20 protein-coding genes are annotated in these 22669 nt (G+C 62.6%); 3 read left to right on the top strand and 17 right to left on the bottom strand.

Going from position 1 to position 22669, the window contains the following annotated elements; all coding sequences use genetic code 11:
• Positions 1 to 75 precede the first annotated feature (75 nt).
• The 5 genes from EWM57_RS00545 to EWM57_RS00525 all read right to left on the bottom strand — a co-directional run bounded on the left by EWM57_RS00545 (position 76) and on the right by EWM57_RS00525 (position 6944).
• Positions 76 to 783 carry a DUF6577 family protein gene (locus tag EWM57_RS00545; protein WP_129919183.1) on the bottom strand — a complete coding sequence of 236 codons (708 nt, stop codon included), beginning with the start codon at positions 781 to 783 and terminating at the stop codon, positions 76 to 78.
• Positions 784 to 818: 35 nt separating this feature from the next.
• Complete coding sequence (locus tag EWM57_RS00540) at positions 819 to 3275, bottom strand: TonB-dependent receptor (RefSeq protein ID WP_129919182.1); 2457 nt, start codon at positions 3273 to 3275, stop codon at positions 819 to 821.
• A complete protein-coding gene (locus EWM57_RS00535; RefSeq protein WP_129919181.1) occupies positions 3256 to 4620 on the bottom strand; it encodes an HTTM domain-containing protein in 1365 nt (454 codons plus the stop codon). Before EWM57_RS00535 ends, EWM57_RS00540 begins: the two co-directional genes overlap by 20 nt.
• On the bottom strand, positions 4620 to 5732 hold the full coding sequence (locus EWM57_RS00530; RefSeq protein ID WP_129919180.1) for an imelysin family protein: 1113 nt from the start codon (positions 5730 to 5732) through the stop codon (positions 4620 to 4622). Before EWM57_RS00530 ends, EWM57_RS00535 begins: the two co-directional genes overlap by 1 nt.
• A gap of 96 nt (positions 5733 to 5828) precedes the next feature.
• Positions 5829 to 6944 (bottom strand): DUF4856 domain-containing protein, encoded by a 1116-nt coding sequence (locus EWM57_RS00525; RefSeq protein ID WP_165370362.1) that lies wholly within the window; start codon positions 6942 to 6944, stop codon positions 5829 to 5831.
• A gap of 260 nt (positions 6945 to 7204) precedes the next feature.
• Between EWM57_RS00525 and EWM57_RS00520 the strand changes: the two genes are divergently transcribed.
• Complete coding sequence (locus EWM57_RS00520) at positions 7205 to 8140, top strand: toxin-antitoxin system YwqK family antitoxin (RefSeq protein WP_129919178.1); 936 nt, start codon at positions 7205 to 7207, stop codon at positions 8138 to 8140.
• Between the two features lie 14 nt (positions 8141 to 8154).
• On the opposite strand, the gene EWM57_RS00515 is transcribed toward EWM57_RS00520, so the two are convergent.
• The 5 genes from EWM57_RS00515 to EWM57_RS00495 form a co-directional block, all read right to left on the bottom strand.
• Entirely contained in the window at positions 8155 to 8397 is a 243-nt protein-coding gene (locus EWM57_RS00515) for a hypothetical protein (protein ID WP_129919177.1), read from the bottom strand.
• A 178-nt stretch (positions 8398 to 8575) separates the two neighbouring features.
• On the bottom strand, positions 8576 to 11053 hold the full coding sequence (locus EWM57_RS00510; protein ID WP_165370360.1) for a multicopper oxidase domain-containing protein: 2478 nt from the start codon (positions 11051 to 11053) through the stop codon (positions 8576 to 8578).
• A gap of 7 nt (positions 11054 to 11060) precedes the next feature.
• Complete coding sequence (locus tag EWM57_RS00505; RefSeq protein WP_129919175.1) at positions 11061 to 12218, bottom strand: DUF2231 domain-containing protein; 1158 nt, start codon at positions 12216 to 12218, stop codon at positions 11061 to 11063.
• Between the two features lie 328 nt (positions 12219 to 12546).
• On the bottom strand, positions 12547 to 12756 hold the full coding sequence (locus tag EWM57_RS00500; protein ID WP_129919174.1) for a heavy-metal-associated domain-containing protein: 210 nt from the start codon (positions 12754 to 12756) through the stop codon (positions 12547 to 12549).
• A 126-nt stretch (positions 12757 to 12882) separates the two neighbouring features.
• Positions 12883 to 13506 carry a hypothetical protein gene (locus EWM57_RS00495; RefSeq protein WP_207218255.1) on the bottom strand — a complete coding sequence of 208 codons (624 nt, stop codon included), beginning with the start codon at positions 13504 to 13506 and terminating at the stop codon, positions 12883 to 12885.
• 208 nt (positions 13507 to 13714) lie between these two features.
• Here EWM57_RS00495 and EWM57_RS00490 point away from each other — a divergent pair, with 208 nt between their 5' ends.
• Positions 13715 to 14704, top strand: a complete 990-nt coding sequence (locus EWM57_RS00490; protein ID WP_129919173.1) for a hypothetical protein — start codon at positions 13715 to 13717, stop codon at positions 14702 to 14704.
• The gene (locus EWM57_RS00485) at positions 14694 to 16682 is read left to right on the top strand and encodes a RecQ family ATP-dependent DNA helicase (protein ID WP_129919172.1); all 1989 of its coding nucleotides are present in this window, start codon (positions 14694 to 14696) and stop codon (positions 16680 to 16682) included. The genes EWM57_RS00490 and EWM57_RS00485 overlap by 11 nt, the downstream gene beginning before the upstream one ends.
• 74 nt (positions 16683 to 16756) lie before the next feature.
• Here the strand turns inward: EWM57_RS00485 and EWM57_RS00480 are convergent, their stop codons facing one another.
• From EWM57_RS00480 to EWM57_RS00450, 7 genes are all read right to left on the bottom strand, one after another.
• Positions 16757 to 17098: a four-helix bundle copper-binding protein gene (locus EWM57_RS00480; RefSeq protein WP_129919171.1), complete on the bottom strand. Its 342-nt coding sequence runs from the start codon at positions 17096 to 17098 to the stop codon at positions 16757 to 16759.
• Between the two features lie 189 nt (positions 17099 to 17287).
• A complete protein-coding gene (locus tag EWM57_RS00475) occupies positions 17288 to 17467 on the bottom strand; it encodes a hypothetical protein (RefSeq protein ID WP_129919170.1) in 180 nt (59 codons plus the stop codon).
• A 103-nt stretch (positions 17468 to 17570) separates the two neighbouring features.
• Entirely contained in the window at positions 17571 to 17843 is a 273-nt protein-coding gene (locus EWM57_RS00470) for a glutaredoxin (RefSeq protein WP_129919169.1), read from the bottom strand.
• A gap of 21 nt (positions 17844 to 17864) precedes the next feature.
• Positions 17865 to 18302 (bottom strand): metal-sensing transcriptional repressor, encoded by a 438-nt coding sequence (locus EWM57_RS00465; protein WP_129919168.1) that lies wholly within the window; start codon positions 18300 to 18302, stop codon positions 17865 to 17867.
• Between the two features lie 117 nt (positions 18303 to 18419).
• A complete protein-coding gene (locus EWM57_RS00460) occupies positions 18420 to 19922 on the bottom strand; it encodes an efflux RND transporter periplasmic adaptor subunit (RefSeq protein WP_129919167.1) in 1503 nt (500 codons plus the stop codon).
• Positions 19915 to 21345 (bottom strand): efflux RND transporter periplasmic adaptor subunit, encoded by a 1431-nt coding sequence (locus tag EWM57_RS00455; RefSeq protein WP_129919166.1) that lies wholly within the window; start codon positions 21343 to 21345, stop codon positions 19915 to 19917. The genes EWM57_RS00460 and EWM57_RS00455 overlap by 8 nt, the downstream gene beginning before the upstream one ends.
• Complete coding sequence (locus EWM57_RS00450; protein WP_165370358.1) at positions 21323 to 22648, bottom strand: TolC family protein; 1326 nt, start codon at positions 22646 to 22648, stop codon at positions 21323 to 21325. Before EWM57_RS00450 ends, EWM57_RS00455 begins: the two co-directional genes overlap by 23 nt.
• Positions 22649 to 22669: the final 21 nt, after the last annotated feature.

The raw sequence follows: 22669 nt of genomic DNA, 5'->3' as shown, positions 1-22669 counted from the left end.
CAGGGCAACAACACCGCTTGCAGCGGGTCCAGCCGCAGCAGTATTTCACAGCGCCGCAAAAAACCGGCGGCGCGCTCAAGTCGGATTCAAGGCCGCATTCAGCAACGCCGACCAGCGGGGTTCGGTACCGCAGCGGGCCGCGTACTGAAGCAGCAGCAGCTGGTTAAAGCCAGGACGGGTAAGCAGCGCGGCCAGGGCCGCCGCAAGCGCCGCATCCGAAGTAGCCGCCGCCAGCTCGGGTAGCCGGGCGGCATCCACGAGCATTTTTTCCGGGCGGGCCGTGGGGATGCCCCGCACCTGCCGCACGGGAGAAAACCGCTGCCAGGGCCGTACCACCACCGGGTCCGGCTGGAAAGAAGAGGCCAGCAGGCGCTCAGCCCAGATGAGCTCCGCCCAGCGCACTTCTACCACCAGTACAGTGGGCAGGTCGGGCAGAAACGGCTGCAGCCAGCGGGTAGACCACAGGCAACCCGGCGGCAACGCCAGCCCGGTCTGCAGCTGCTGCCACAGCGCCCGCCATTCGGGGGGCAGCACCGGCTTACGGGCATCGGCGGCCGGGGCGCTTTTAAACGAGAGCCGGCCGGGTGCCACCTGGTGCAGCAGCTGGCTGCACACTAAACGTTGCCGGACGGCCGGCCACCCGGCGGCCGTTACCTCCGGGACGGCCGTGGCAAAAAAGGCCAGCAGTTCGGCTTCGGTTATCAGGTCACGGCCGCGGAAGTAGCCGCGCAATTGGGGCCACGCCCGCAGCACCCGGTCTATCAGGGCGGCTACTGCATCCATGCGCGTAAGAGCTTGCACCTGCGCAAAGATACCGGCTACCACTTCACGGCCGCCGTCAGAAAGAAGCTGCGCCCGTCGGAGGGCAGGATGCCCGGCCCAGGGTAGCCGGTGGCGCGGCGGGTGAAGTACACGGCGCCCGCCAGGTTGTTGACGCTGCCTTCGAGCTTCAGCCAGCGCCGCTCCCAGGACACGGAAGCGTCGAGCACCGAGTACGCCGGGATGCGGCCCACCACGGCCGAGATGCCGCCCTGCTCGGCGTTGGTGGCATCCGAGTACTGCTTGGAGAGGTGGGTAAACTGAATTGAGCCTTTGAACGGGCCGTAGCCTGTGCGAGCCCCCGCTTTCAGGTTCACATCCGGCACGAACTCGACCTGGTTACCTTTTACTCCCACGATTTCGCTTTGCGTGTAGCGGCCCCGAATCAGGGCCAGGTTGCCGAAGGTGGCCACCGACCAGCGGCCGGGCTCCACCGTGGGGCGCAGGGCGCGCAGCAGGTCTACTTCGGCGTAGGACTCCACGCCCAGAATCAGGGCGCGGCCCACGTTGCTACGGCGGCGCAGCACCCGGTCAGCGGCGTCGTAGGTCTGCACTTCGCCGATGCGGTTGCCGTACTGCAGGGCAAACAAACTCACGTCGTAGGTCAACCACTGGCCCTGCTCCCCGCGCAGGCCCAGGTCGGCCGAAAAGCCGCGCTCGTCCTGCAGGTTGGGGTCGATGACGGCCGAAGGGTTGGCGATACGCATGTCCGAGAAGGTGATGGAGCGGTAGTTCTGCGAGATGTTGCCGTAGAACTCGCGCGTCTCCACCGGCTTGTAGCTGATGCCGATGCCGCCCAGCACGAAGCCGCGCGGGCTCAGGCGCTGCTCGTTAGTTTGGGTAATGGCGTCGATGTTGCCGGCGTTGTCGCGAATCACGGTGCCGTAGGAGCCCCGCGAGGTGGTGCGGATGTACTCGTAGCGCACCCCCGGCGTGACGGATACCTGGTCGTTGAGGTAGAAGATGTTCTCGGCGAAAGCGGCCACGTTCTGGTTGGGAAACTCAAAGTCCGAAAAGCCGTTGGCAAACGTCACGCCTTCCGGGCCCACGAAGCGAAAGTCGGCGCCGCGGCCCGCGGGACCGAAGCCCTGCACGCTGTGGTTATAGCCGTGGTAGTAGCGGGCGCCGAGCAGCAGCACGCCGCTTTTGCTGCCGCTGCCCAGGGCGTAGCGGTTCAGGTAGCGGGCTTCCACGCCGTAGTTCTGAAACTCGCCGGTGATGAGGTCGCGCAGGTAGGTGTCGTTGTCGGGCAGGGCCACTTGGTTGGGCCGAAAGCCCAGGGACTTGCGCGTGGCCCGCAGGCCGAAGCCCAGCACGTTGAGGTTGGATTGGGGCGTCAGCTTCCAGTCGGCCGAGAGGTTGAACAGATTCCAGTCCACGGCAAACCAGTTCCGCTCCCGGTTCGACTGGCGGGCATCGGCCGCGTACTGCGCGTCGCTCAGGCCGCCCGGCTGCTGAGCCAGGTAGTCCATGTGGGTGACCTGAGCACCAACTTTGAAGTTCTCCGTGAACTGGTAGCGCACGTCGGCGTAGGCCGTTTTGGCGTCGAAGTGGGAATTCGGGCGCCAGCCGTCGCCGCGCTTGTACTGGGCAAAGGCGTAGTAGCTGAGCTTCTTCACCGTGCCGCTCACGCTGTTGAACGAATTGAAAAACCCGTAGGAGCCGACCGTCTGCCGCGACACCACCGACACCGTTTGGTCGGGCTCGGGGGCGCGCAGCTCGAAGTTGAGCAGGCCGCCGAACTGGGTGCCGTACTGCAGCGAGGCCGCCCCGCGCACCAACTGGATGCGCTTAATGGCCTCCACGGGCGGCGTGTAGTAGCTCTCGGGGTAGCCCAGCGCGTCGGCCGAGATGTCGTAGTTGTTTTGCCGCACGTTGAAGTTGCTGGTGCGGTTGGGGTCGAGGCCCCGGCCCCCGATGCTCAGCTGCAGGCCGCCCTGGTCGCTTTCCCAGATGTTGAGCCCCGCCACCCGGGCATACACCTGCCGGGCGTTGTTGGTGGCCAGGTTGGCCACCAGGTTGTCGGGCACGATGACATCGGACTTCTTGGCCGCGAAGATGGCCGTGCCCTCCACCTCGCGCAGGCGCTGCGGCCCGAAGCGGCCCTGCGGCGCCGCCACCACTACTTCCTTGAGCTGCCGCTCCCGGCGGGCCAGCGTAAAGTCTACGATGCTGCCGTCCGCCGGCAGGTCAATTTCGGTCTTGAGCGGCTCGTGGCTGATGGAGGAAAGCTGCAGCTGCTGGCGCCCGGCCGGCAGGCGGGCGATGGTAAACAGGCCGGCCGAGTCGGTGCGGGCAATCTGGCGAGAGCCGCGCACGTACACCTCGCAGCCCGCCACAGGCAGGTTGGTGCCGGCCTCGCGCACCCGCCCCTGCAGGCCGGCCTGCTGAGCGACGGCCGTAAACGAAGTCAGCACGCTCACCACCAGGGCCACGCTATAAACCGGTAATCTCATCGTCGAAAGGTAAAATCCAGGGTTTGGGCCGCCAGTCGTCGGTGACGCGGGCCAAGTCCACGGTGGGGTCAATAAAGCTTTTGCCCAGGCGCCCGTTCAGGCTCACGTAGGCATCGGCGTACACTTTGGGGTTGCGCACGCCGCGACGGGCGTAGTAGTCGCGCAGGTAGTGGGCAAACTGCACCAGCATGTCGGGCTGGGTGCTCATCATCTTTTCCTGCAACACGCTCAGGTGCTCGTAATTATTCACGAGTCGCGCCCGGCCGGTCGCGCCGTCCACTACCTTGAACTGCACCTGCCCCATCTTCTCCATGAGCATCACCCGCCACGAAAAGCGGTAGCCCTCTTCGGTCCAGAACAGCTCGCGCGGGTAGAGCAGGTAGCGAAAGGGCAGCAGCAGCTGCACCACGAAAATGGCGCCCAGACCGATGAGCAGCAGCTGGCGCGTGGCCCGCCCATACACCAGTGGCCTGGGCGCCTGGTGCGAGGCTGGGGACAAGCGAAGCAGCCGGCGCAGGCGCTGCAACACCCGCTCGTGCCATTCGGCGGGAAAGAAAATCAGGGCCGCAACCATCATCACGTAGGGAAACATGCCGATGGGAAACAGCACGGCCGTCAGCACGTGAAACACCACCACCGTCAGGTAGGCCCAGGGCCGGGTGCGGCGGTTCAGCAGGAAGAAGGGCACGGTCAGGTCATAGAAGGCCCCAAACCAGCTGAAAGCATAGGCCACCCACACCTGGCCCAGCAGCGGGCCGATGAAGGACAAATCATTTTTGGCCGGCAACCAGATGCGCAGCGGCATGGCGTGCACCAGCCAGTCGGAGTTGAGCTTGGCCAGGCCGGCGTAGCAGTACACAATGCCCATGAGCAGGCGCAGCGCGTCCACCGTCCAGCGCGGCACCTCGCTGCGCCAGCGGGCGGGGTGCCGCCAGGTATCCAGGGCGAAATAGCGGCCGGCCGGCAGCACCACGAGCAGCAGCCCCACCAAACTCACAAAGTAGTAGTGGTTCAGGTAGGTGCTTTTGTCCATGAGCTCGATGTAGGTGAAGCTCAGAAACAAGCCGGCCGCGGCCGAGCGGTACCAGTAGCCCAGGGCCACCAGCAGCGCGCACAGCCCGCAGAAAAGGAACAGTGCGTAGGTGTAGGGCCCCAGCGGCCGCACCCACTCGAAGCCGTAGTAGGAAAAGAAGAACTTGGGCTTCAGGTACAGCTCCGCAATCCAGCCTTTGGCCCAGAAGCGCACCACGCTGGCCAGCACTAAAAGGCCAATGGCCACGCGGAACGTGGCCAGTGGAGCGGCCGCCGTGTAGCCCTGCAGATAGCGCCGAAGCCCCTGCCCCATTAGTCGCCGTCGTTGTCGACGTACGTCACCGTGATGCCCAGCGCCGAGGTCATATCCACCTTAATCAGGCGAACCGCTTTTTGCATCTCGTTGTAGGAAGCCACCGCGTCGGCGTTGCGGGCCGTCATGGTGGCGTACAGGTCCGGGCCCAGGGAACTGAGCTGCTGGGCAGAAACGCCGAACTGCGCGTTGATGATGCCGGTCAGGGGCTGGTTCGTGCGGCTGTCCTTGGCGCCGAGCGCATCGAGGTAGCTCTTGAGCGAGGGCCGGCCCGGGCGGCCGTTGAAAAACTGCTGCACCGTGGCGTGGGCCGTGGTGGCCAATTGCAGCGGCAGGGCGCCCTTCAGGTAATAGGCTTCAATCTTTTCCGGGCGGGGCGTGCCGGTCATGGTGCCGGCCGGAATGCCCACCTTGCCCGCGCGCAGGTAGCGCTCAAAATAAAGCGAGTACGCGTTGATGACCCGCGAGAGCGAGGAGCTGGCGTCGGTGCCGGTGTTGCCCACGAACGTGTCCCGGTAGGAGCCGTTCCACTGGCTGTACACGGTACCGAACGTCTGGTCCATCTTGGCCACCACGTCGGTCAGGTAGCGGCGGTGGTTGGCCGAGGAAGCATACTGCTGCGCGATGGCCGCGTCGCCCGCAGCCACGCCGTTGAGCAGGTAGTCCAGGGCCGGGAAGCCCTGCTGCGGAATGGCCGTGGCCAGCTCGAAGTCGTAGGTGCCGGCGGTGATGTTGCGGTTAATGCCGGCCGCGTCGGCCGGGTAAATGTTGAAGTGGTTGCGCAGGCTCACCTGCTCGGCCGGGCCGAACTCAAACAACTCGACTTTCTGCCACTCCACGTAGGCCGCCTGCCAGGCCTGGCGCGCGTCCACGAGCGTGGCCGGCGTCGGCGCCGCGGTGAAGGCCGTGGTCTTGGCTTTCAGCACCGCGAGTTTGTCGTTGAAGCGCTGGTAGCCCGGCTTTACCAGGCTATCGGCCCATTGCGTGAGCAGGGCCTTGCGGTCCACCGCGGCGTCCGGGCCGGGCGTGTCGCCGTTCCCATCCTTGCCGCAGCTGATGATGCCCAGGGCGGCCAGCAGCAGGGCAAACGCAAACAAAACAGACTTTTTCATCGGGGGCGTTTTTTCGTGGCGAAGGCCAACGGGCGAACCAGCCGCAACTGCTCCACCCGTTGGCCTTGGGTCCGCTTGCGGAAAGCGGGCCGAAAATTACTGAATGTTAAACTTGGCCTTGATGGCGTTGATGGCCACGTCGGCCTGGGCGTTGGTCAGGCTCCAGGTGCCGTTAGTGCCCGCGGTCAGGCCGCTGAGCAGGTTGTCGGAGAACGCCGCGTCAGCGCCGTACTTGGTGCAGAACCGCAGCGAGTAGACAAAGCCCAGGCCTTCGCCCAGCGCGTGGGCCTTCACGTCCAGGGTCGAAGCTGCCTTCCAGTTGGTCAGGTACGACACGGCAGCCAGGGCAATGGTTTTCTCCAGTTCGGTGCGGATGATGTCGGCCTGGGCCTTCACCCCGGCAGCGTCGTTGTTGACGATGGCCGCGCGCCCCTTCAGGAAGGCCATGTACACGCCGGGCGAGGCCGTGGGGTTTTTCTCGTTGAGGTAGCTGGCCAGGAACCGCTCACGGGGCGTCAGGTTGATGTCCGTGGTCATGATGGCGTTGCTGGTCAGGTAGCCATACGCCAGGTCCCAGTTGTGCTCCAACTCGGAGTAGGCTTTGCCGTCCACCACTTTGCTGTTGTTGGCCTTCAGGGCGTTGTCGGTCAGCAGCACGTTGTCAACCTGGTCTAGCAGCAGGGCGCCAATCAGCGCTTTCTGAATCACCTGGTTGACCTCAATGCCGTTGCCATCCACCAGGTAGCGGCCCAGGCGGCCGGCGCTGCCGGGCGTGGCCACGTTGTTGACCGACTGGCTGGCCGTGGCCAGTTGGGTGAGCTTGGCATCCACGTAAGTGCGCACCGTCTCGGCGTTCGTAGCCGGGAACGAAGCGGCCGTGCTGGTGCGCAGCGTCAGGCCCGAGGCATTCAGGCCGGTGCCGGTAAAGTAGCCGCCGGTGTTGGCGTAGTAGCCGCGCAGCTTGGCCACGTCCAGGGTCGACGGGGTGGCCGGAGCGGCCACGGCCACCAGGGCCATGTACGAGTTCAGCTCCGAGAACATGTCCAGGCGCTGGTTCGAGCTCGTCAACTCCACCGTGGATTGCCCGCTGGCGTCTTTGAACGATTCCGTGTACTTGGAGGAAGCCGTCAGCGTGCTGGCGTCCATTTTGGCGCGCAGGGCCGGCGCCGACTCGGTGTCATTCTTGTCGCAGGAAGTAAAGCCAAATGCCAAAGCAAGAAGGGCAACGGGAACGTACTTAAACGTCATGGGAGCAGGGTTAACGGGGAATGTTGAACGATGCCCCAAAGGTAGAGAGCTTATTTGTAATTGTTCCAAATAAGGGCTAATTTTTTTTATAAGTTGTCTAAATAAGTATTCAGCATATATGTGATTATTTACCGAAACGGCCCGCTGAAAAGGGTTGGGCAGCTGCCGGCAAGGCTTTATCTTTACCCTGCGCAAGTCCCTTTTCTACTAGTTAGTCCGCATTTATGGCCCAACGCTACGCTCTGTATTTCCTGTTTATGCTGGCTTCCTTGCCCGCGCTGGCGCAGCGGCCCAAGCCGGCGGCGGCTACCCTGCCCCCGGTCGATACGGTTTACTTTGACCGCGACTGGGAGCGGACCGAAACGCTGGAGGAAGTAGCTTACGCCCGCATTGCCCGGCACGACGCGGCCGGCAAAACCATCGGGACCGTACGCGACTACTTCTACCCGTCGTGGAAAAAGCAGTGGGAGGGCAAAATGGCCGCGGAAAATCCCGACAAGCCCACGGGCCTGTGCTGCGGCTGGCACGAGAACGGGCAGGTGAGCTTTCGCGGCACCTACGTTAACGGCGTGCAGCAAGCCGATTTTCGCAGCTGGCACGACGACGGGCGCGAAATCAAGTGTGCGTCCCAACTGCAGGACGCGCTGCCGCTCAGCAACGCCACCATTCACTGCAGCAACTGCATGCACACCAGCAGGAAGGTCTTTACCGTGGACTTGCCCGTGGGCACGGTGGGCATCGTCTACAAACTCGACGTGCGCGACGAAGGCCAGCCCCCTATTTCATGGTCGACGGCGCTGGCCGTGGCGGCCGTGGCGGCCGTGGCGGGCAGCGGCGGGGCGGCTGCCCCCGCCCTGCTCAGCACCGCGGCCACGGCCCTCACCAAGCAGGGCAACAATGCCCCGCCCACGGTGAGCACCAAGTGCCACTGGTACATCACCCCCGATGAAAGCGCGGCTCAGCAGTTTCTGGCCACCAAGGGCACCATCACCCGGGACAAGATGTGCTTCCGGGCGGCGGAGAACACGCCCCAGGAAACCCGGCCCCTGGCCCTGCCGGCGGGTACGCGGCGCCTCTACGTGTGCGTGAACAACGACAACTACACCACCGACGCGACGGCGACGCTCAGTGTAACGGCCCTGGTGCAAACCTGCCAGTAAGCGCGTGCCAGGCGTTACCGGTGCGGTTGCGCCTCCCGCAAGCCAGACGCGGACGCCGGCTGCTTCGTCAGTTGGCCGTGCGGGCCGGGCCGGTCCACGCACAGGCTGGTAAGGAAATCGGCCCTGCCGGTGCCCGGTTGAAGCCGGTCCAGGCGGTGAACCAGCTGCTGCCAGGCAGCTTCCGTTTCGGCCGCCGAAGGCTCGGCCATTTGCTGTGCCAGGCGGCGGCACAGGTGCTCGAATTGCTTAATGCGCATGCAGTAACATAAAGCTTAAGGGGAAATGCATGGGTGGCGGACCAGCCACGCGTTACTGGTGAAATCGCATTCTGACCGGCAAAAGGTTGCCTGCCAGGAAACTATGCAAGGAACGCTGGGGATGGTGTAAGCCTTGGCAACGGGCAGGCCCAGCACCTCGGCGCTGCGCTTGCCTGCGCTAGTAGTGGAAGGTGAGTCCGGCACCCCAGCCGTACTGGTTGTCGTAGTTGGTACTCAGTGAGGCGTATTTGCTGACCATGTAGCGGAAGCCGAGGGTAAACTCCTTGTCCGTATTGGCGCTGATGTCCATGAACACGTTGTTGCTCAGGGGCAGGTCGCGGCGTTCCAGGCGCAGGCGCACCTGGCCGGTCAGGTCCGTGCGCAGTTCGGCCCGTACCAGCATCGGCAGCAGGTAGTACACGCCGACTTCGGCCTGCCGGCGGAAGTTGCGGTTGTTCTCGGCCGTACGACGGTTGCCGCCTTCAGCATCTGCTTCCGAGCGCAGGGTTTTATTGTCCCGGAAGTCGTACCCGACGAAGCCGGCCCACAATTGCCGCTTGTCGAGGTAGCGCAGCAGGTGGGTTTCGGTTTCGTAGTTGCCCTGGTAGTTCACGCGGCCCTCAAATTCGAGCGCGTTGCGGTTGTTGGAGAGGTTGCCTTCCAGGTAAGCGGCTTGCGAATGCACCGAGAGGTCAAACCAGGGGTACACCGCGTTGTCTTCGCGCTTGAGCATGCGGTAGTTGCCTTGGGCATACTCGTTCTGGGGGCTGGCGTCGTAGCTGATGATGCGCGCCATGCCGGCCATCATGTGGTAGAGGATGTGGCAGTGGAAAAACCAGTCCTGCGTCTCGTTGGCCTCAAACTCGATGGTCACGGTGCCCATGGCCGGGATATCGAAGGTGTGCTTCATGGGCGAGTAGGCGCCCTGGGCGTTGACCAGGCGGAAGAAGTGCCCGTGCAGGTGCAGCGGGTGGCGCATCATGGTCAGGTTGGTGAAGGTCATGCGCACGTTCTCGCCCCGGCGGATGGGGATGTTGTCGGCCTCCGAGAGGGTCTTGTTGTCGAACGACCAGAGGTAGCGCAGCATGTTGCCGGTGAGCGTGAGCTTGATGTCGCGCCACTGCCGGGTAGAATCCAGCGTCGTCGGGTTCAGGGCCCGCAGCTGGTTGTAGTTAAAATCGCCGCCCGAGCCACCCATGCTCATGCCGGCCATACTGCCGCCGCCGCTCATGTCCATGCCGGCCATGCTGCCCTTATCCTGCATCGTGCCCATGCTCTTGCCGCTCTTTTCCTGCATGTTCATCGGCCGGTCCGGCGGCGAGGGCGCCGTGGCGGCGGGCATGGTGCCGTTTTTCATGTCCATCCCTTGCCTGGAGGGCTCTGCGGGCGGGGTGGGCTGCTGCCCGCCGGGCATGCTCATGCCTTTCATCTCCCCACCGCCCCCTTTCATGTTCATGCCCTTCATGCTGGCGCCCTGGGGGGCCATCTGGCCGTTGCCGCCCATGTCCATGCCGGTCATGTTGCCCATGCTGCCCATTTCCCGCATCATCTGGAAGTAGTTGATGCGCGGCAAGTCGGGCGCTTTCATCGGCTCCCCGGCCCCGAAGTAGCTGGAGGAGTAGCCGGTGATGTCGTTGGCCGTGGCCCGCAGCTCCGCGGCGCCCGCGGGCGGGATGGTCACCAGCAGGTCGTAGGTTTCGGCCGTGGCAATTTCGAGCTTGGTGACGGGGAAGGGCTCGACGTTGATGCCATCGGCGGCGATGACCTGCATGGGCCCGCCGGCGTACTGCAGGTAGAAGTACGAGGAGGCGCTGCCGTTGATGATGCGCAGGCGCACGACTTCCCCGGGCTTGGCGTCGGGGTAGTAGCTTTTCTCGCGGCCGTTGGTGAGAAACTTGTTGTAGTAGATGTCCGTCAGGTCCATGGCCGGCATGCGGCCCCACTCCTGCTTGACTTTATCTTTGAAGTAGCCGGCCGCAATAGCCTCGCCGTAGCTCTGGGTGGCGCCTTTTTGCACGGCAAACCACTCGCCGGCCCGCTTGAGGTAGCGCAGCACTTCCTTGGGCGGGTGGTCGGTCCAGTCCGAGAGCAGCAGCACGTATTCCTTGAGCTCGTACTTGACTTCGCGGGGTTGAATGACGATGGAGCCATACAAGCCGTTCTGCTCCTGCAGCATGGTGTGGGAGTGGTACCAGTAGGTGCCGCTCTGGATGAGCGGAAACGTGAAGGTGTGCGTGCCGCCCGGCTCGATGGGGGCCGGGTTGAGGTAAGGCACGCCGTCGTACTGGTTGGGCAGCAGGATGCCGTGCCAGTGAATGCTGGTTTCCACGCCCATCTGGTTGTGCACCCGGATAATGGCCGTGTCGCCCTCGGTGAAGCGCAGCGTGGGCGCCGGAATCTGCCCGTTGATGGCGATGGCCAGGCGGGTTTTGCCGCTGTAGTTTACCTCGCGCTCGTCTACGTACAGGTCGTACTCGACCCGGTGGCCGACGTGGGCGGAGCGGGGCATTACCACGTGGCCCCGCAGGTCCTGGTCCGGGGGCGGTGTGGCCAGACCATTGGCGGCCTTGCCTTTGGGCATGGCCTGGTGCTGCGGCATCTGCGCGGCGAGTTGCAGCGAACTGAGCAGCAGGCACAGGAAAACAAATCCTTTCATTGCGAGGCTATTGTTTATCATTCTTGGCTTTGTTCCGGGCGGGGTTGTTGTCCTCAAAGCGAAACTTGTCCATGGGGTTGGTGGGCATGCTCATGCCCGGCATCGTACCCATTGCGGGCATCGCCTGCCCTTTTTCCATGCCGGGCATGTCTTTCATGTTGCCCATCGGCGGCATGGCTTTATTCGGCTGCTTGGGAGGGGAAGCCTTCATGCCCGGCATATCCGCCATGGTGCCCATACCTTCCATTCCAGCTTGGGTGGCGGTCGCCTTTTTCGCGCCTGCTTTCGGCTGGCTCATGCCCGGCATGTTCGCCATTCCGGGCATATCCTTCATAGGCTTTTGCTTGGCTGGGCGGCTCATGTCCATGCCCGCGGGCATGGGCTCGGCGCTTTTTGCAGCGGGCCGTTTCATGCCCGGCATGTCCGGCATGACGCTTTTAGGGGAGGCGGGCCGGCCCTGACGAGCCGCCTGCCCGCCGGGCATGTCCATGTTGCCCATCGTGCCCGGTGCAGCGGAGCTGCCTTTTTTGGCGGATGATGGCCCGCCCATATCCATGCCGGACATGTCGGTTGAACCCGGGGTTGCCGGGACGGCGGTCGGGTTGGGTGAAGCGGGAGCCTGGTCCCCGTTGTGGTCATCGGCCCTTTCTGCTTCGTCGTGGCTATCGGCCCCCATATCCATGCCGGGCATGGCTTCCCCGCCCCCATGGCCATGGCTTTTATCAAGCAGGCGGCCTTGGGGCCCTACGCCCTCGACGTAGACGAGCTGCGCCCCGCGGTGCCCGGCTACCGATAACACCCCGGCCGTGGCCACGGCTGACACCAGCACCAGAATTTCGTAGGCTCGCTGCTCAATCTTGAAAAACTTGCCAATACCAGCTAGCAGCAGCGTAATGCCGGAAAGCCACAGCGTGTAGCTGGCGAACTTTTCGTGGGCCTCAAAGACGGCAGCGGTCCGGGGCGACAGGCCCATGGGCATGGCGTGGAACACGGTACTCGCGGCTAATGCCCCGAGAAAGCCGCCGGCCATTACCCCTATGGTAATCCACTTCACCGGGGGCCAGTCCTTGTACACGTTCAGCGCCTGCAGGCCGGCGCTGAGCATCAGCAAGACAATGGGCAAATGCACCACCAGCGGGTGCAGGTTGGGAAAATCTGAAAACATAGGCGCAGGCAAAGTTTCAAAAGCGGGAATCCGCCAAAAGCGCCGGGCCCCTGCAGGGCCCCGGCGCCACAACGGTTTCCGGGGTGAAGTGCTGCCCCTGCTCCCTGGCCACTACCAAGCCAAGGAGGGCTAATAGTGCTGCCTGACTTTCGAAATAGCAATATGCAGGGGGAGGCCGGCCTATTCCCTTACGCAGGCCGGCCCGGGTAATGTTTGCTGCAATTGAGCGCCCGGCCTACATAATTTCCATGCTTCTGGCTCCGCAGACCTGTGAAAAGCAAAAACGCCCGGCAGAGCCGGGCGTTTTACCAGAAGGCAGCGCAGGCGCTCAGGCTTCCTGAATCGTAAAGCCGGCCTCCTCCACGGCCTGCACCACCTGCTCGGCGGTGAGCTTGTCGGAGTTGACAGTCAGTATCTTGTCGGGGTTGGCCGTGTCCACTTGCCAGTTGCCGGCGCCGGCTTGCTGGTTCAGGGTCGGCGTTACGGCTTTAATGCAGCCGCCGCAGTTGATATTGGTCTTGAACTGAAGGGTTTTCATGGGAAGAGAAGTAAGGCCCGGCGGGCGGGCTGGTTTCAACTGGACAACAGCCAAAAGTACCGGCGAGTGCGCCGTTCGGGGTATAGGATTGTGCTGGCAGCTTACATGATTTGTAGCGCGGCGCCCCTAATGGTGCCCTAGCCCACCGCCGAGCAGGTGCACGACGAGAAACAAGACAACCAGGCCGAGCAGCGCCAGCAGGATATACTGGCCCCAGGAAGTGGGTGTGGCCGCCACCGGGCTGGGTTGTTGGCGCTGCTGCAGCCAGTTGCCGATGCGCCCCCAGGGCTTGTACACCGAGATGGTTGTAGCCGCGAGTAACACCACCAAGGCCGCCACGGCATCGGCTAGCAGCCGTAACCGCATGCCGCGCAGCTCCGTCGAGGAGAGGTCGGCCTTGGCGGCCACCTGCGCCAGGTAGCTGATGGGCTGCATGTGCACGAGCAGTAGCACCGTCGCGGCTACGGTCAGCAGCAGTTTCACGGCCACCCAATAGTGCTTAAACAGGCCCCAGGGGGTTCCCACAGCCTGCACCACACCCGTGAGCAGCGCCGCAAAGCTGGAAGGCACGATAACATACCAGCCGCTCAGCCCCATGGCCAGGTACGCGGCCCGCACCAGCGGCGCATCGTGGCTGGTCAGCCCCATGACGGCCAGTGCTAGAAATACGGCGACGGCCCCCAGCCAGCCCACGGAAAACGTGATGTGGGCCGTGAGCATCAGCTTGCGAACAGAAGGGGCAAAGGCCATGACGGAGTAGGTTATTTAATGTTAAAACGTGGTTCAAAGCTAGCGGCAAGCTACTGTGTAAGGGTACACGATTCTGTCGGCCGCTTACATAATATGGCGCGAGGTAAACTGATGGTAGGCCCAAAAAAAACACATTTTGCACCAGCGGCCTTGGTGTGCTTTCGCTTTGTATATTTCGCAGTTCTAGCGTCAACAAACAGTTCGCCTTATGCACTTCCCCCACCGCGACTTGGAGTCTATCTGTTATGAACCTTCGCACATAGCAGCGGTGAAGGAAGCCTTGAACCAAGGCTTGGAGACCTTCTTTTTACGATACGTTAGTGATACCGTCACTGGGGAAGATGAAAGCGCTGGATTTGACGGTTTCAGGGCACATGAATACTTCAAAGTGCGCGGCAACCACCGTCCAGGCAAAAAAGGAGCAGATGCCAGTACGGTGCTCACAACGCGGGCAAACGTAGCAATCGAAAGCTTTGAGGACGACCGCGCCGATTACGTGCAACTGCTCAGCGAAGAGATGTTAGAATTAAGTGGAGAGGACGTGCCCTCGTTCAAAGCCACTGCCCTGCGCAACCAGTGCCCCATTATTCGCAAAACACTCCAAAACAAGAAAGCCAAGAAGCTTGACCGTTACCGGCAAGACTTCAGCTTTGCCAGTGCTTCGGATTTGTACACGGTGGTGAGCAACGTCGCCTTGTTTGGGCGTGAATACGCCGCGGATTACAAGCGGAGCAAGTTTATCAACACAACGACGTTGGACGCGTTGAATTTCGATGAGCTGGACACGGAAGACTATACCGTCTTCGGGGTTATCGGCGGAGGCATCAAAAGCCATTTCCTCTATAAGCTTTATCCCCACATTTTTCCCTATCGCAGTCAAGATGCCATTTGGGCCCTCTGGTTTCTGTCCGATAAAGCCACGTTCGGTTGCCGCCAGGATTCAGAATTCTTGATGATTAGCGAAAAAGACGGTACTACGCAGCAGAATTTCTATTATCCATACGCAGTGTTCTCGCTTTATGCCCTCGACCTCTCGCGCCAGTTGCAAGCGAAGTGGGAGCAAACAGGCGCCGCATTCCCCGAAGCGTACCGATTTGTGTTGCTGCATGACTTTTTAAGCTTCGTCGCCCGGTGCCACGATGCAGACATTAACGTGTTAAAGCAGGCCGAAGCGTTTGCCTACGGCGATGCTTACTAACGCCCAGGAATTGCTGCGGAAGTACTTCCCGCTTCTCAGTGGCAAGACCCTTAAGCCATTCCAAGAACGAGTCATTACCCATGTGGTCGAGGACGGCTCGACGGTGGCCGTAATGCCGACAGGCGGGGGCAAATCGTGGATATACTGGGTGGCTGGCAAAGCCCGCGGCGGCACAACGGTGGTGATTGCCCCCTTGGTGGCTCTCATGGACGAGCAGGCCGCCAAACTTAGTGAGCAAGGCTGTCAGGTGCTCACCATTCACGCCAGTGTGCCGGCTGCGGAACAAGTAAGCCGCCTTACTGCCTTTGGTACTGGACAAGAAACCCCTGATTTTCTCTTTCTGAGCCCGGAGCGTGTTGCCGTGGATGGGTACTTGGCGCACTGCCTGCGGGCACGCCGCGATGCCGTACGACTAGTGGTTGTGGACGAAGCTCATTGTATCAGCCAGTGGGGGTTTGACTTCCGTCCGTTCTACCAACGGATTCCGCAATTTTTGGACGACGTATTTGGGGCCAGTCATTGGCCGCCCGTGTTGGGGCTGACAGCCACCATCAATCCGCGGGAGTTGGGCGATATTCTTACCGATTTTCGCATTGATGCGAAGCACGTCCTGCGCGACCGTTCCCTGCTTCGCCACGACCTGCGCCTACACGTTGAGCGTTTCACTTCGGAAGAAGCCAAAGAGAATCGGCTTTGGGAACTGCTCGCTGCTCAGCCACCCCAGACCAAAACGCTCGTGTACCTCTACCGCAAGTACAAAAAGCGGGGCGTGGAAGATTTGGCCGCCCGTGCCCAGGAAAAGGGCCTGCGGGCGGCTCATTTTCACGGGGATATGACGGCGGCCGAGCGCCAAACCGCGCTTCATGACTTACGCACCGGCGCCACGACGGTTGTTTTTGCCACGAATGCTTTCGGGATGGGCATTGATATTCCCGACATCCGCACCGTGGTGCATTTCATGATGCCGGAGTCGGTGGAGCAGTACTATCAGGAAGTTGGCCGGGGCGGCCGTGACCACCAAGGAGCCGACTGCTGGTTGCTGTACTCCAAGAAAAACGTGCAGGTACGACGCGATACGTTTATCGACAAATCTTTCCCCGCAGCCAAAGAGTTAGCGCACCTCTACCACAAACTAGCAAGCGGCAAAACAACGCTGCAAACGTGGGTGCCTTTTGCTGATGAGGAAGTCTTGGAAGCGCTACCCTTCTTTCTAGAAGCAGGGCTCGTTTCGCTTGAAGCAAAGGGCTTCAACCGTCTTGATGCGGTTCAGGTGGCATCAGGTAGCGAAGTATACCGCTTGCAGAAACTTACTCCCTTGGGTACAGCAGTTGTCACCCTCAACCGCAGTCCACAACTCACCCCTACCCAGTTTTTTGCCTTGTTTTACGAGGCCCTCCGCACTGGCGCCGGCCGTTTAGCCAAAGGACGTACCTTGGATAAATGCTTGCTAATACGGGCTGCCGCTGAAACACTCAGTACAGCCGCCGCCGCCCAAATTGAAGTGGCTATAGCCGAGAAACGGGCTTACAAGCACAGCCTACTCGACCAGTTGCTCCACGTATTGGACTCAAGTGCTAATTCCAACGGGCTACACGCGGCCGTGGGCGACTACTTAAAAGTAAGTCCCGCTGGGGCCAGCCCTGTGCTACGTACCCTGCGAGGCGAATGGGTACGCTCCAAATCGGAGGTTATTATTGCCAATCTGCTGCACAAAAATGGCGCCGACTATGCCTACGAGCGACCCATCTACCGCAACGGCAAATACTTGCTGCTGCCCGACTTCACGGTGACGACACCAACAGGCACGTACTTCTGGGAGCATCTGGGCTTGCTTGACGACCCAGAGTATGCCCGGCGTTGGGATGTCAAAAGAGACCTATATGAGCAGTGCTACCCGGGCCGGTGGGTAACAACAGAAGAAAATGCTTCGCTGAGCCAACAGGCGCAACACCTCTTCGACCAAATTTCCCGCACTTAATACCCCAATGCGGTAATGCACAAAAAAAGGCCAGTCTACCTCACGCAGACTGGCCTTTTCCTTTGTTGAATTCTTTAGGCAGCCGTGCTCATGCCCTGGCGGCAGGCCTGCTCGCAACGGCGGCAGGCTTCGGCGCACTCGCGGCAGTGCTCCATGTGGGCGGCGTGCTTTTCGCACTCGTCGCCGCAGGCCTTGCAGATTTCGGCGCATTCGCGCAACAGGTGCTGGGCGTGCTCCGAGCCGCGGGCCAGCAGGCGGGCGGTCAGGGCGCAGATGTCGGCGCAGTCGCGGTCAAGGCTAATACAGCGGGCCATCATTTGCACATCCTGCTCCTGCAGGCAGGCGGTAGCGCAGTGCTCGCACGAGGCGATGCAGGCATTGAGGGCGTCGAGCAGGGGTTGGTTTTGGTTATGCATGGAACGGGAGGGTTTAGTAAAGAACGATTTCCAGTATGTACTTGCCGTGCAGCTGGTAGTTGTGCACGATTGGGGTAGATTGCTTGCATAATTTGCTTCGTAGCGCAAATTCCTTCCTCAATTGAAAAGCACGGAGAAAATCTTGCGTACCAGCGCTGCTTCTCTCCGTGCTTTTTAATGGAGTTAAGGCTACTTTTTGGCGCAGCAGGCAGCCACTCCCGCCAACGTGCAAGCCGCCGTGCCCTTAGCCGGGCAATTCTTCACCAGCGGGCATTCCGGCGTGCCTTTCAGCGGGCAGTCCGCCGTTTTGTCGGGGCTGGTAAAGCCCAGCAAGGCCCCGCCGGTCAGCAGGACCGCAGAGGTAAGCATCAATGCTTTCTGTTTCATACAACAAATGGCTTGAATGAGCTGGCCGGTTACGGCAGCCGGGCGGATAAGTAAACGCAGGCCGTACCCTGCACTGGTTGAGGAGCTAAGCTGCCTGACCGATGCCAGCGGCTTCGAGGGCTTCTGTGGTGATGCCGCCGCTTTGGCAGCAGGCCAGCAAAGTGCCATTCACGGCCACAGCGGGCAGGGCCTGCACGCCCAGCAGGCGGGCCCGGCGCAGGGCCGGATTGCCGGCTTCGGTCTCGGTCAGGTTGTGGGTGATGATGTCGCAGCTGCTGCAGGCGGTGCTTTTGACCAGTTCTACGATGGGGCTGCACAACGGGCAGCCAGCGGTAAAGACTTCGATGATGCGTTTCATAGGGGTGAGTGAAGGAGATTATCAATTGAACGAGTCAAAGGTGCTGCCCACCCCCAGGTGACAGTCAAGCTTTTGAGGTACATCTTTCACCGCTACTGTGGCGTTGTGCTGCTCCAGGCGCCCGCCAATCTCGCGTAGCTCCCGCATCTTTTGCGTCAACTCGCCCTCGCTCAGGTTCGGAAACTCGCGGCGCAGTTGCTCAATGCGCCCCGCGTCCTGGCAGTCGCCGGGGCAGGCATCCACCACGTCCACGATTTGCAAGGCCAGCCCTTTGCGAAAAACTTCGTCCAGCAGCAGGTGCTCCGCGCTGCTCAGCCCATTGGTGACGGCCTTGAACTGCACCAAAATTTTTTCGGGCTCAGTGGTTTCGGCGTCCAGCATCCTAACGATGCCGTGCAACTGACCGGCCAGCATGTTCAAGCGGCTTTTTAGGTCGCGGGTGAGGTCTTTAGGAAGCATGGAGCTAGTCTTTTCAGCAACTACGGCCGCGGTGGGGGTGCTCGTCAAGCGCTACCGGTCTTTCTTTCCTGTGGTTCCAGTTCCGGCAGTGCGCGGGCAAGTACCCCAGGCCGTGGATTACATTTTCATGTTGGGGTCCATCGCCGGCGCCTTTTCCGCCGGGGCCGGCTTTTTCATGTCCATGCCCGGCATGTTGGAGTCCATGCCCGCCATGGGGTCGGTACCCTGGTACAAAGCATATTCACTTTCCAGCAGGTAAGCTCCGCTAACCACCACCTGCGCGCCAGCAGGTAGGCCCCCGGTAATGGCCACGGTCTCATCCGTTTCGGCCCCTGTAGTGACGTTGAGGCGCCGGAAACGGCCGGCCGCATCCACCTGCTGCCAGACGTAGCTGCCGCGGCTGTCGCGCAACACCGCATCCTGAGGCAGACTCAGCGTTTGGGCGCTGGTGCCCTGATTGGTCAGGCGCACGTTGGCCTGCATGCCGGGCTGCAGCCGCCCGTCGGGGTTGGCCAGCTCCACGCGCAGCAGCGTCACCTTACTGTTGGCTTGCAACTCAGGGCTCAGAAACACCACTTGGCCGGAGTAGCTGTCCGGCAGGCCGGCGACCTGCACCTGCACCGACTGCCCCATCGCAATGCCGGCTACTTCCTCGGGGTAGAGTTGGGCTTCCACCCACACCGAGGACAGGTTGGTGAGCGACACGAGCAAGGAGCCCTCGCCCACGTACTGCCCTTCCGTGACGCCCACGGCTTGCACCAGGCCCGACTGCGGGCTGTAAAAGGTTAGGGAAGAAGTTGGCCGGCCCGTGGCGGCCAGGGTACGGAGCTGTCCCTCGGTCAGCCCCAGCAGCCGCAGCCGCTGGCGGGCGCTGGTCACCAGGCGGCCGTACTGGTTAACACTCTTCCCCACTGCCCGTTGCTGGGCCAGGGCCAAGAGGTATTCCTGTTGCAGGGCCTGCAGCTGCTCGCTGTAGATGGAAACCAGCGGGGCCCCCGCCCGAATGGCCTCTCCCGTCTGGCGCACGAACAGCCGCTCGACGCGCCCGGCCACCCGGCTGCTGACCGTGCGGGTTTGGTTGGCGTTGGCGGTGATGGTGCCTGTGAGCACGGTGCTGCCGGCGGCGCTGCCCGAGGGGCCGAAAGTGGCCACGCGAATGCCTGCCAGCTGCCGCTGTTGGGCGCTCAGCATCACTTCCGGCGCCGAGGTTGTCGTGCCGGAAGTGGCCTTTGCCGCTGGAGCCGCTTTGGGCGCTTTCACTAAGTCCATGCCGCAAATGGGGCATTTGCCGGGCTCTTTCCGGCTGATTTGGGGATGCATCGGACAGGTGTAGTGCGTGAGCGCCGGCGCGATGGCCACAGTGGGTTTAGCCGCCGCCTGCTTGGTGGCTTTCACCAGGTCCATGGAGCAGATGGGGCACTTACCGGGCTTATCCCGCACGATTTGCGGGTGCATGGGGCAGGTAAAGTACGTGGAGGTGCCGTCGTGAGCCTCACTCTGCTGCTCGGGGGCAGCTTGCTGGCATGCGCTAACCACGAAGGCCAGCAGGCCCGCCAGCAGCAGAAAAGCCGGCAGACGATGCACGACAAAGCGCAGGGTCAGTCTAAGGAAGCTATTCATCACGGTAGTCGGTTTGGGGCTGGTTAGTCGTGGGGGCAGTTTGCACGAAGCCTTCGCTGTCCACTAGGAATTGGGCGTTGGTGGCCACCGCATCCTGGGTGGTAAGGCCCTGCAGGATTTGCACCCGCTCGGCGCTGCGGCGGCCGGTCTGCACCGGCACGGCCTGGAAGGCCCCGCCGCGGCGCACAAAGGCCACCTGGCGGTTGCCCCCGAGGTCCACCACCGCCGCCCGGGGCAGCCACAGCCCGCCGACGGCTGGCACGCTGACCGTGCCCGTAAGCAGGGCGCCACTGCGCAGGCGCTCGTCGGCGTTGCTGAGGTGAACCCGCACGGCGCCGGTGCGGGCCCCTTCGCGGAAGAAGGGCTCTATCAAATCAATGCGTGCCGTGCGGGCCCGCGCCGGGTTGTTTTCGGGCAGTACCCGGATGGGTTGGCCCACCTGCAGCGCGGCCAGCTCGTCGGGCCGGGGCTCGAACACGCCCCACACCTGCCGGGTGTTGACCATCCGAAACAAGGTCTGGCCAGCCGTGATGTAGGCGCCTTCGGTAAGCGTCAGACCGGCTTCGGCCGGCAAGGACGCAGCGACCGGGGCACTGCCCAGGGAAGGAGCACCGCCCGCCATGGGGGCTGCCCCACCACTGTTCATGCCGCCCGCTTCCGGGGCCGGCGGAGGTGGCAGGGCCCCACCGGGCTGGGCCGGCTGCTCGACTACGTAGCCCGAGTAGGGGCTGTAGATGGCTACGCTGTAGCTGGGCTTGCGGGTGGCGATGGTTTGGTTGATTTGCGCGTCGGTCAACCCCAGCAGGCGCAGCTTCTGGCGGGCACCCCGCAGCAGGGTCTGGTTCTCGGCGTCGTTGGTGAGGATGAAAATCAGCTCCTGCTGAGCCGTTACCAGCTGGGGGCTGTACACTTCGAGCAGCTTCTGGCCCTTGCTGACGGGCTGGTAGTTGTAGCGCACGAGCAGCTTTTCCACCCGCCCGCCGAAACGGGCGGCAATGACCTCCGTGCGGCGCGTGTCGTACTCCACCCGGCCGGTTAGGGTCAGCGTAAGGTCCGGGGCGCTGGCCGACGGGTACACCGTGGCCTGGGTGGAAACCACCGTGGCATCGGGCGAATTGAGCAGGTTCTGCAGGGTACCACTGGCCGGGGCCAGAGCACCGCTGGCCTTGGGCTTTTTCACCAGGTCCATGCCGCAGATGGGGCACTGGCCGGGCTTATCCCGAATGATTTGCGGGTGCATGGGGCAGGTATACACATCCCCGGCACCTTCGTGGTGGTGCGCGTCGGCGGCCGGTGCCTCCGCAGTGCCGACCGCTCCCGGGGGCTTTTTATCCGACTGGCAGCCGCCCAGCAGCAGCGCCAGCGGCAGGGCCAGCAGCACGAGCCGGGCCCGCCTAGGGCTATTGTTCCAGCTCTTTTTCATATGCGATTTGCTGAGTGAGTTGTTGTTGCAGGTTGTCCAGGTATTCCAGCCGGGTTCTTTTCAGGGTCGTCCAGGCTTCGAGCACCTGAAACAGCTGGCCGGTATTCTGCTCGTAGGCCAGCATGGTGGCCTGGTAGCTTTTGCGCAGGGCGGGCAGGATGCGCCGCTCAAAGGCGCGGGTCTGGTCGCGGCGTAGTGCCAGGTCGGTTTGCAGGCTGGCCAGCCTGCCGGCGGCTTCGTTGAGCACGTCTTCGCGCTGCTTGCGCAGGGCCTGGGCCTCTAAACCCAGGGCGGCGGTGTTGGCCTTGTACTCCCGCGCTGCCCAGGGCACCAGCGGCAAGCTCACGGAGCCCATCAGCGTGAATTGATTGGCCCCCGTGCCCAGGAAAGGCATGTGGTCGAACTGCACCCCGAAGTCGGGCAGGCGGCGGCTGGCTTCCAGGTTCTGGCTCAGGCGCACGGTGGTCAGGGCCCGGTCCAGGCTGCGCACGTCGCTGCGGCGGCTGGCCAGCGCGGCCGTATCGACCGGCGTAGGGGCGAGCGTTTGGGTGGTCAGTACAGCCGTGTCCACGGCAAAGGCTTCGCCGCGCGGCCGGTTCATGAGCGTATTCAGGGCAATCAGGTTTTGCGCGGCCAGGGCCGACGCCTGCCGGTGGTCGTTGAGGTGCATTTCCAGCCGGGCTTTGGCGTCGTAGATGCTGGGCAGCGTGGCCTGGTTGTAGGGGTAGCGCGCTTCGGCCAGCTTGATGAGAAAGCGCAGCAATTCCTCGTTCTCGTCCAGCACGGCCAGCTTTTGAGTGAGCACGGCCTGCTCCACGTATAGCGTCTTGGCCTGCGCGCGCAGCTGCACTACTCGGTACTGCCGGTCGGCGAGCACCGAGGCCGACTGGCTGCTCAGGTACTCACGCCGGGCGCGCTGTTTGGCCGGGTTGGGAATCATCTGCTCCACCGATACGATGGCCTGACCCTGCAGCTGGTTGCTGCCGGCCCCGCCATTCATACCGCTCAGCTCGCGGGCCTTGCGTTGGTTGTAGGGCGTCATCCACAGCCCGGCGCTGACTTTGGGGGCTTCCCAACTGTTGTAGCCGGCCACGGCCGCTTCCTTGGCCTGGGCCTGGTAAGCGTACTGCTGCACGGCGGGGTTGCGGCGCTCTACCCGCTGCAGCACCGAATCCAGGGGCAGCACCGGGCCGCGCAGGCTCGCCGGATGCATGTCCTTGCCCATGGTTTGGCCACTTGCCAGTGACTGGCCGACGATTACCAGCAAGAAGGCCAGCAGGGAGAATTTAATCCAGTTCTTCATGGGACGAGAGGGTCGGGTCAC

The sequence above is a fragment of the Hymenobacter persicinus genome (genome assembly GCF_004167665.1).
GTDB lineage: Bacteria > Bacteroidota > Bacteroidia > Cytophagales > Hymenobacteraceae > Hymenobacter > Hymenobacter persicinus.
Note: the sequence above shows the minus strand (reverse complement) of the source record. Positions and strands in the feature narration are given on the sequence as shown.

Bases quoted from the DNA above. Each gene is read 5' to 3' on its own strand.
- EWM57_RS00545 (WP_129919183.1), bottom strand. From the start codon at position 783: ATGGATGCAGTAGCCGCCCTGATAGACCGGGTGCTGCGGGCGTGGCCC.
- EWM57_RS00540 (WP_129919182.1), bottom strand. From the start codon at position 3,275: ATGAGATTACCGGTTTATAGCGTGGCCCTGGTGGTGAGCGTGCTGACT.
- EWM57_RS00535 (WP_129919181.1), bottom strand. From the start codon at position 4,620: ATGGGGCAGGGGCTTCGGCGCTATCTGCAGGGCTACACGGCGGCCGCT.
- EWM57_RS00530 (WP_129919180.1), bottom strand. From the start codon at position 5,732: ATGAAAAAGTCTGTTTTGTTTGCGTTTGCCCTGCTGCTGGCCGCCCTG.
- EWM57_RS00520 (WP_129919178.1), top strand. From the start codon at position 7,205: ATGGCCCAACGCTACGCTCTGTATTTCCTGTTTATGCTGGCTTCCTTG.
- EWM57_RS00515 (WP_129919177.1), bottom strand. From the start codon at position 8,397: ATGCGCATTAAGCAATTCGAGCACCTGTGCCGCCGCCTGGCACAGCAA.
- EWM57_RS00510 (WP_165370360.1), bottom strand. From the start codon at position 11,053: ATGAAAGGATTTGTTTTCCTGTGCCTGCTGCTCAGTTCGCTGCAACTC.
- EWM57_RS00505 (WP_129919175.1), bottom strand. From the start codon at position 12,218: ATGTTTTCAGATTTTCCCAACCTGCACCCGCTGGTGGTGCATTTGCCC.
- EWM57_RS00500 (WP_129919174.1), bottom strand. From the start codon at position 12,756: ATGAAAACCCTTCAGTTCAAGACCAATATCAACTGCGGCGGCTGCATT.
- EWM57_RS00495 (WP_207218255.1), bottom strand. From the start codon at position 13,506: ATGGCCTTTGCCCCTTCTGTTCGCAAGCTGATGCTCACGGCCCACATC.
- EWM57_RS00490 (WP_129919173.1), top strand. From the start codon at position 13,715: ATGCACTTCCCCCACCGCGACTTGGAGTCTATCTGTTATGAACCTTCG.
- EWM57_RS00485 (WP_129919172.1), top strand. From the start codon at position 14,694: ATGCTTACTAACGCCCAGGAATTGCTGCGGAAGTACTTCCCGCTTCTC.
- EWM57_RS00480 (WP_129919171.1), bottom strand. From the start codon at position 17,098: ATGCATAACCAAAACCAACCCCTGCTCGACGCCCTCAATGCCTGCATC.
- EWM57_RS00475 (WP_129919170.1), bottom strand. From the start codon at position 17,467: ATGCTTACCTCTGCGGTCCTGCTGACCGGCGGGGCCTTGCTGGGCTTT.
- EWM57_RS00470 (WP_129919169.1), bottom strand. From the start codon at position 17,843: ATGAAACGCATCATCGAAGTCTTTACCGCTGGCTGCCCGTTGTGCAGC.
- EWM57_RS00465 (WP_129919168.1), bottom strand. From the start codon at position 18,302: ATGCTTCCTAAAGACCTCACCCGCGACCTAAAAAGCCGCTTGAACATG.
- EWM57_RS00460 (WP_129919167.1), bottom strand. From the start codon at position 19,922: ATGAATAGCTTCCTTAGACTGACCCTGCGCTTTGTCGTGCATCGTCTG.
- EWM57_RS00455 (WP_129919166.1), bottom strand. From the start codon at position 21,345: ATGAAAAAGAGCTGGAACAATAGCCCTAGGCGGGCCCGGCTCGTGCTG.
- EWM57_RS00450 (WP_165370358.1), bottom strand. From the start codon at position 22,648: ATGAAGAACTGGATTAAATTCTCCCTGCTGGCCTTCTTGCTGGTAATC.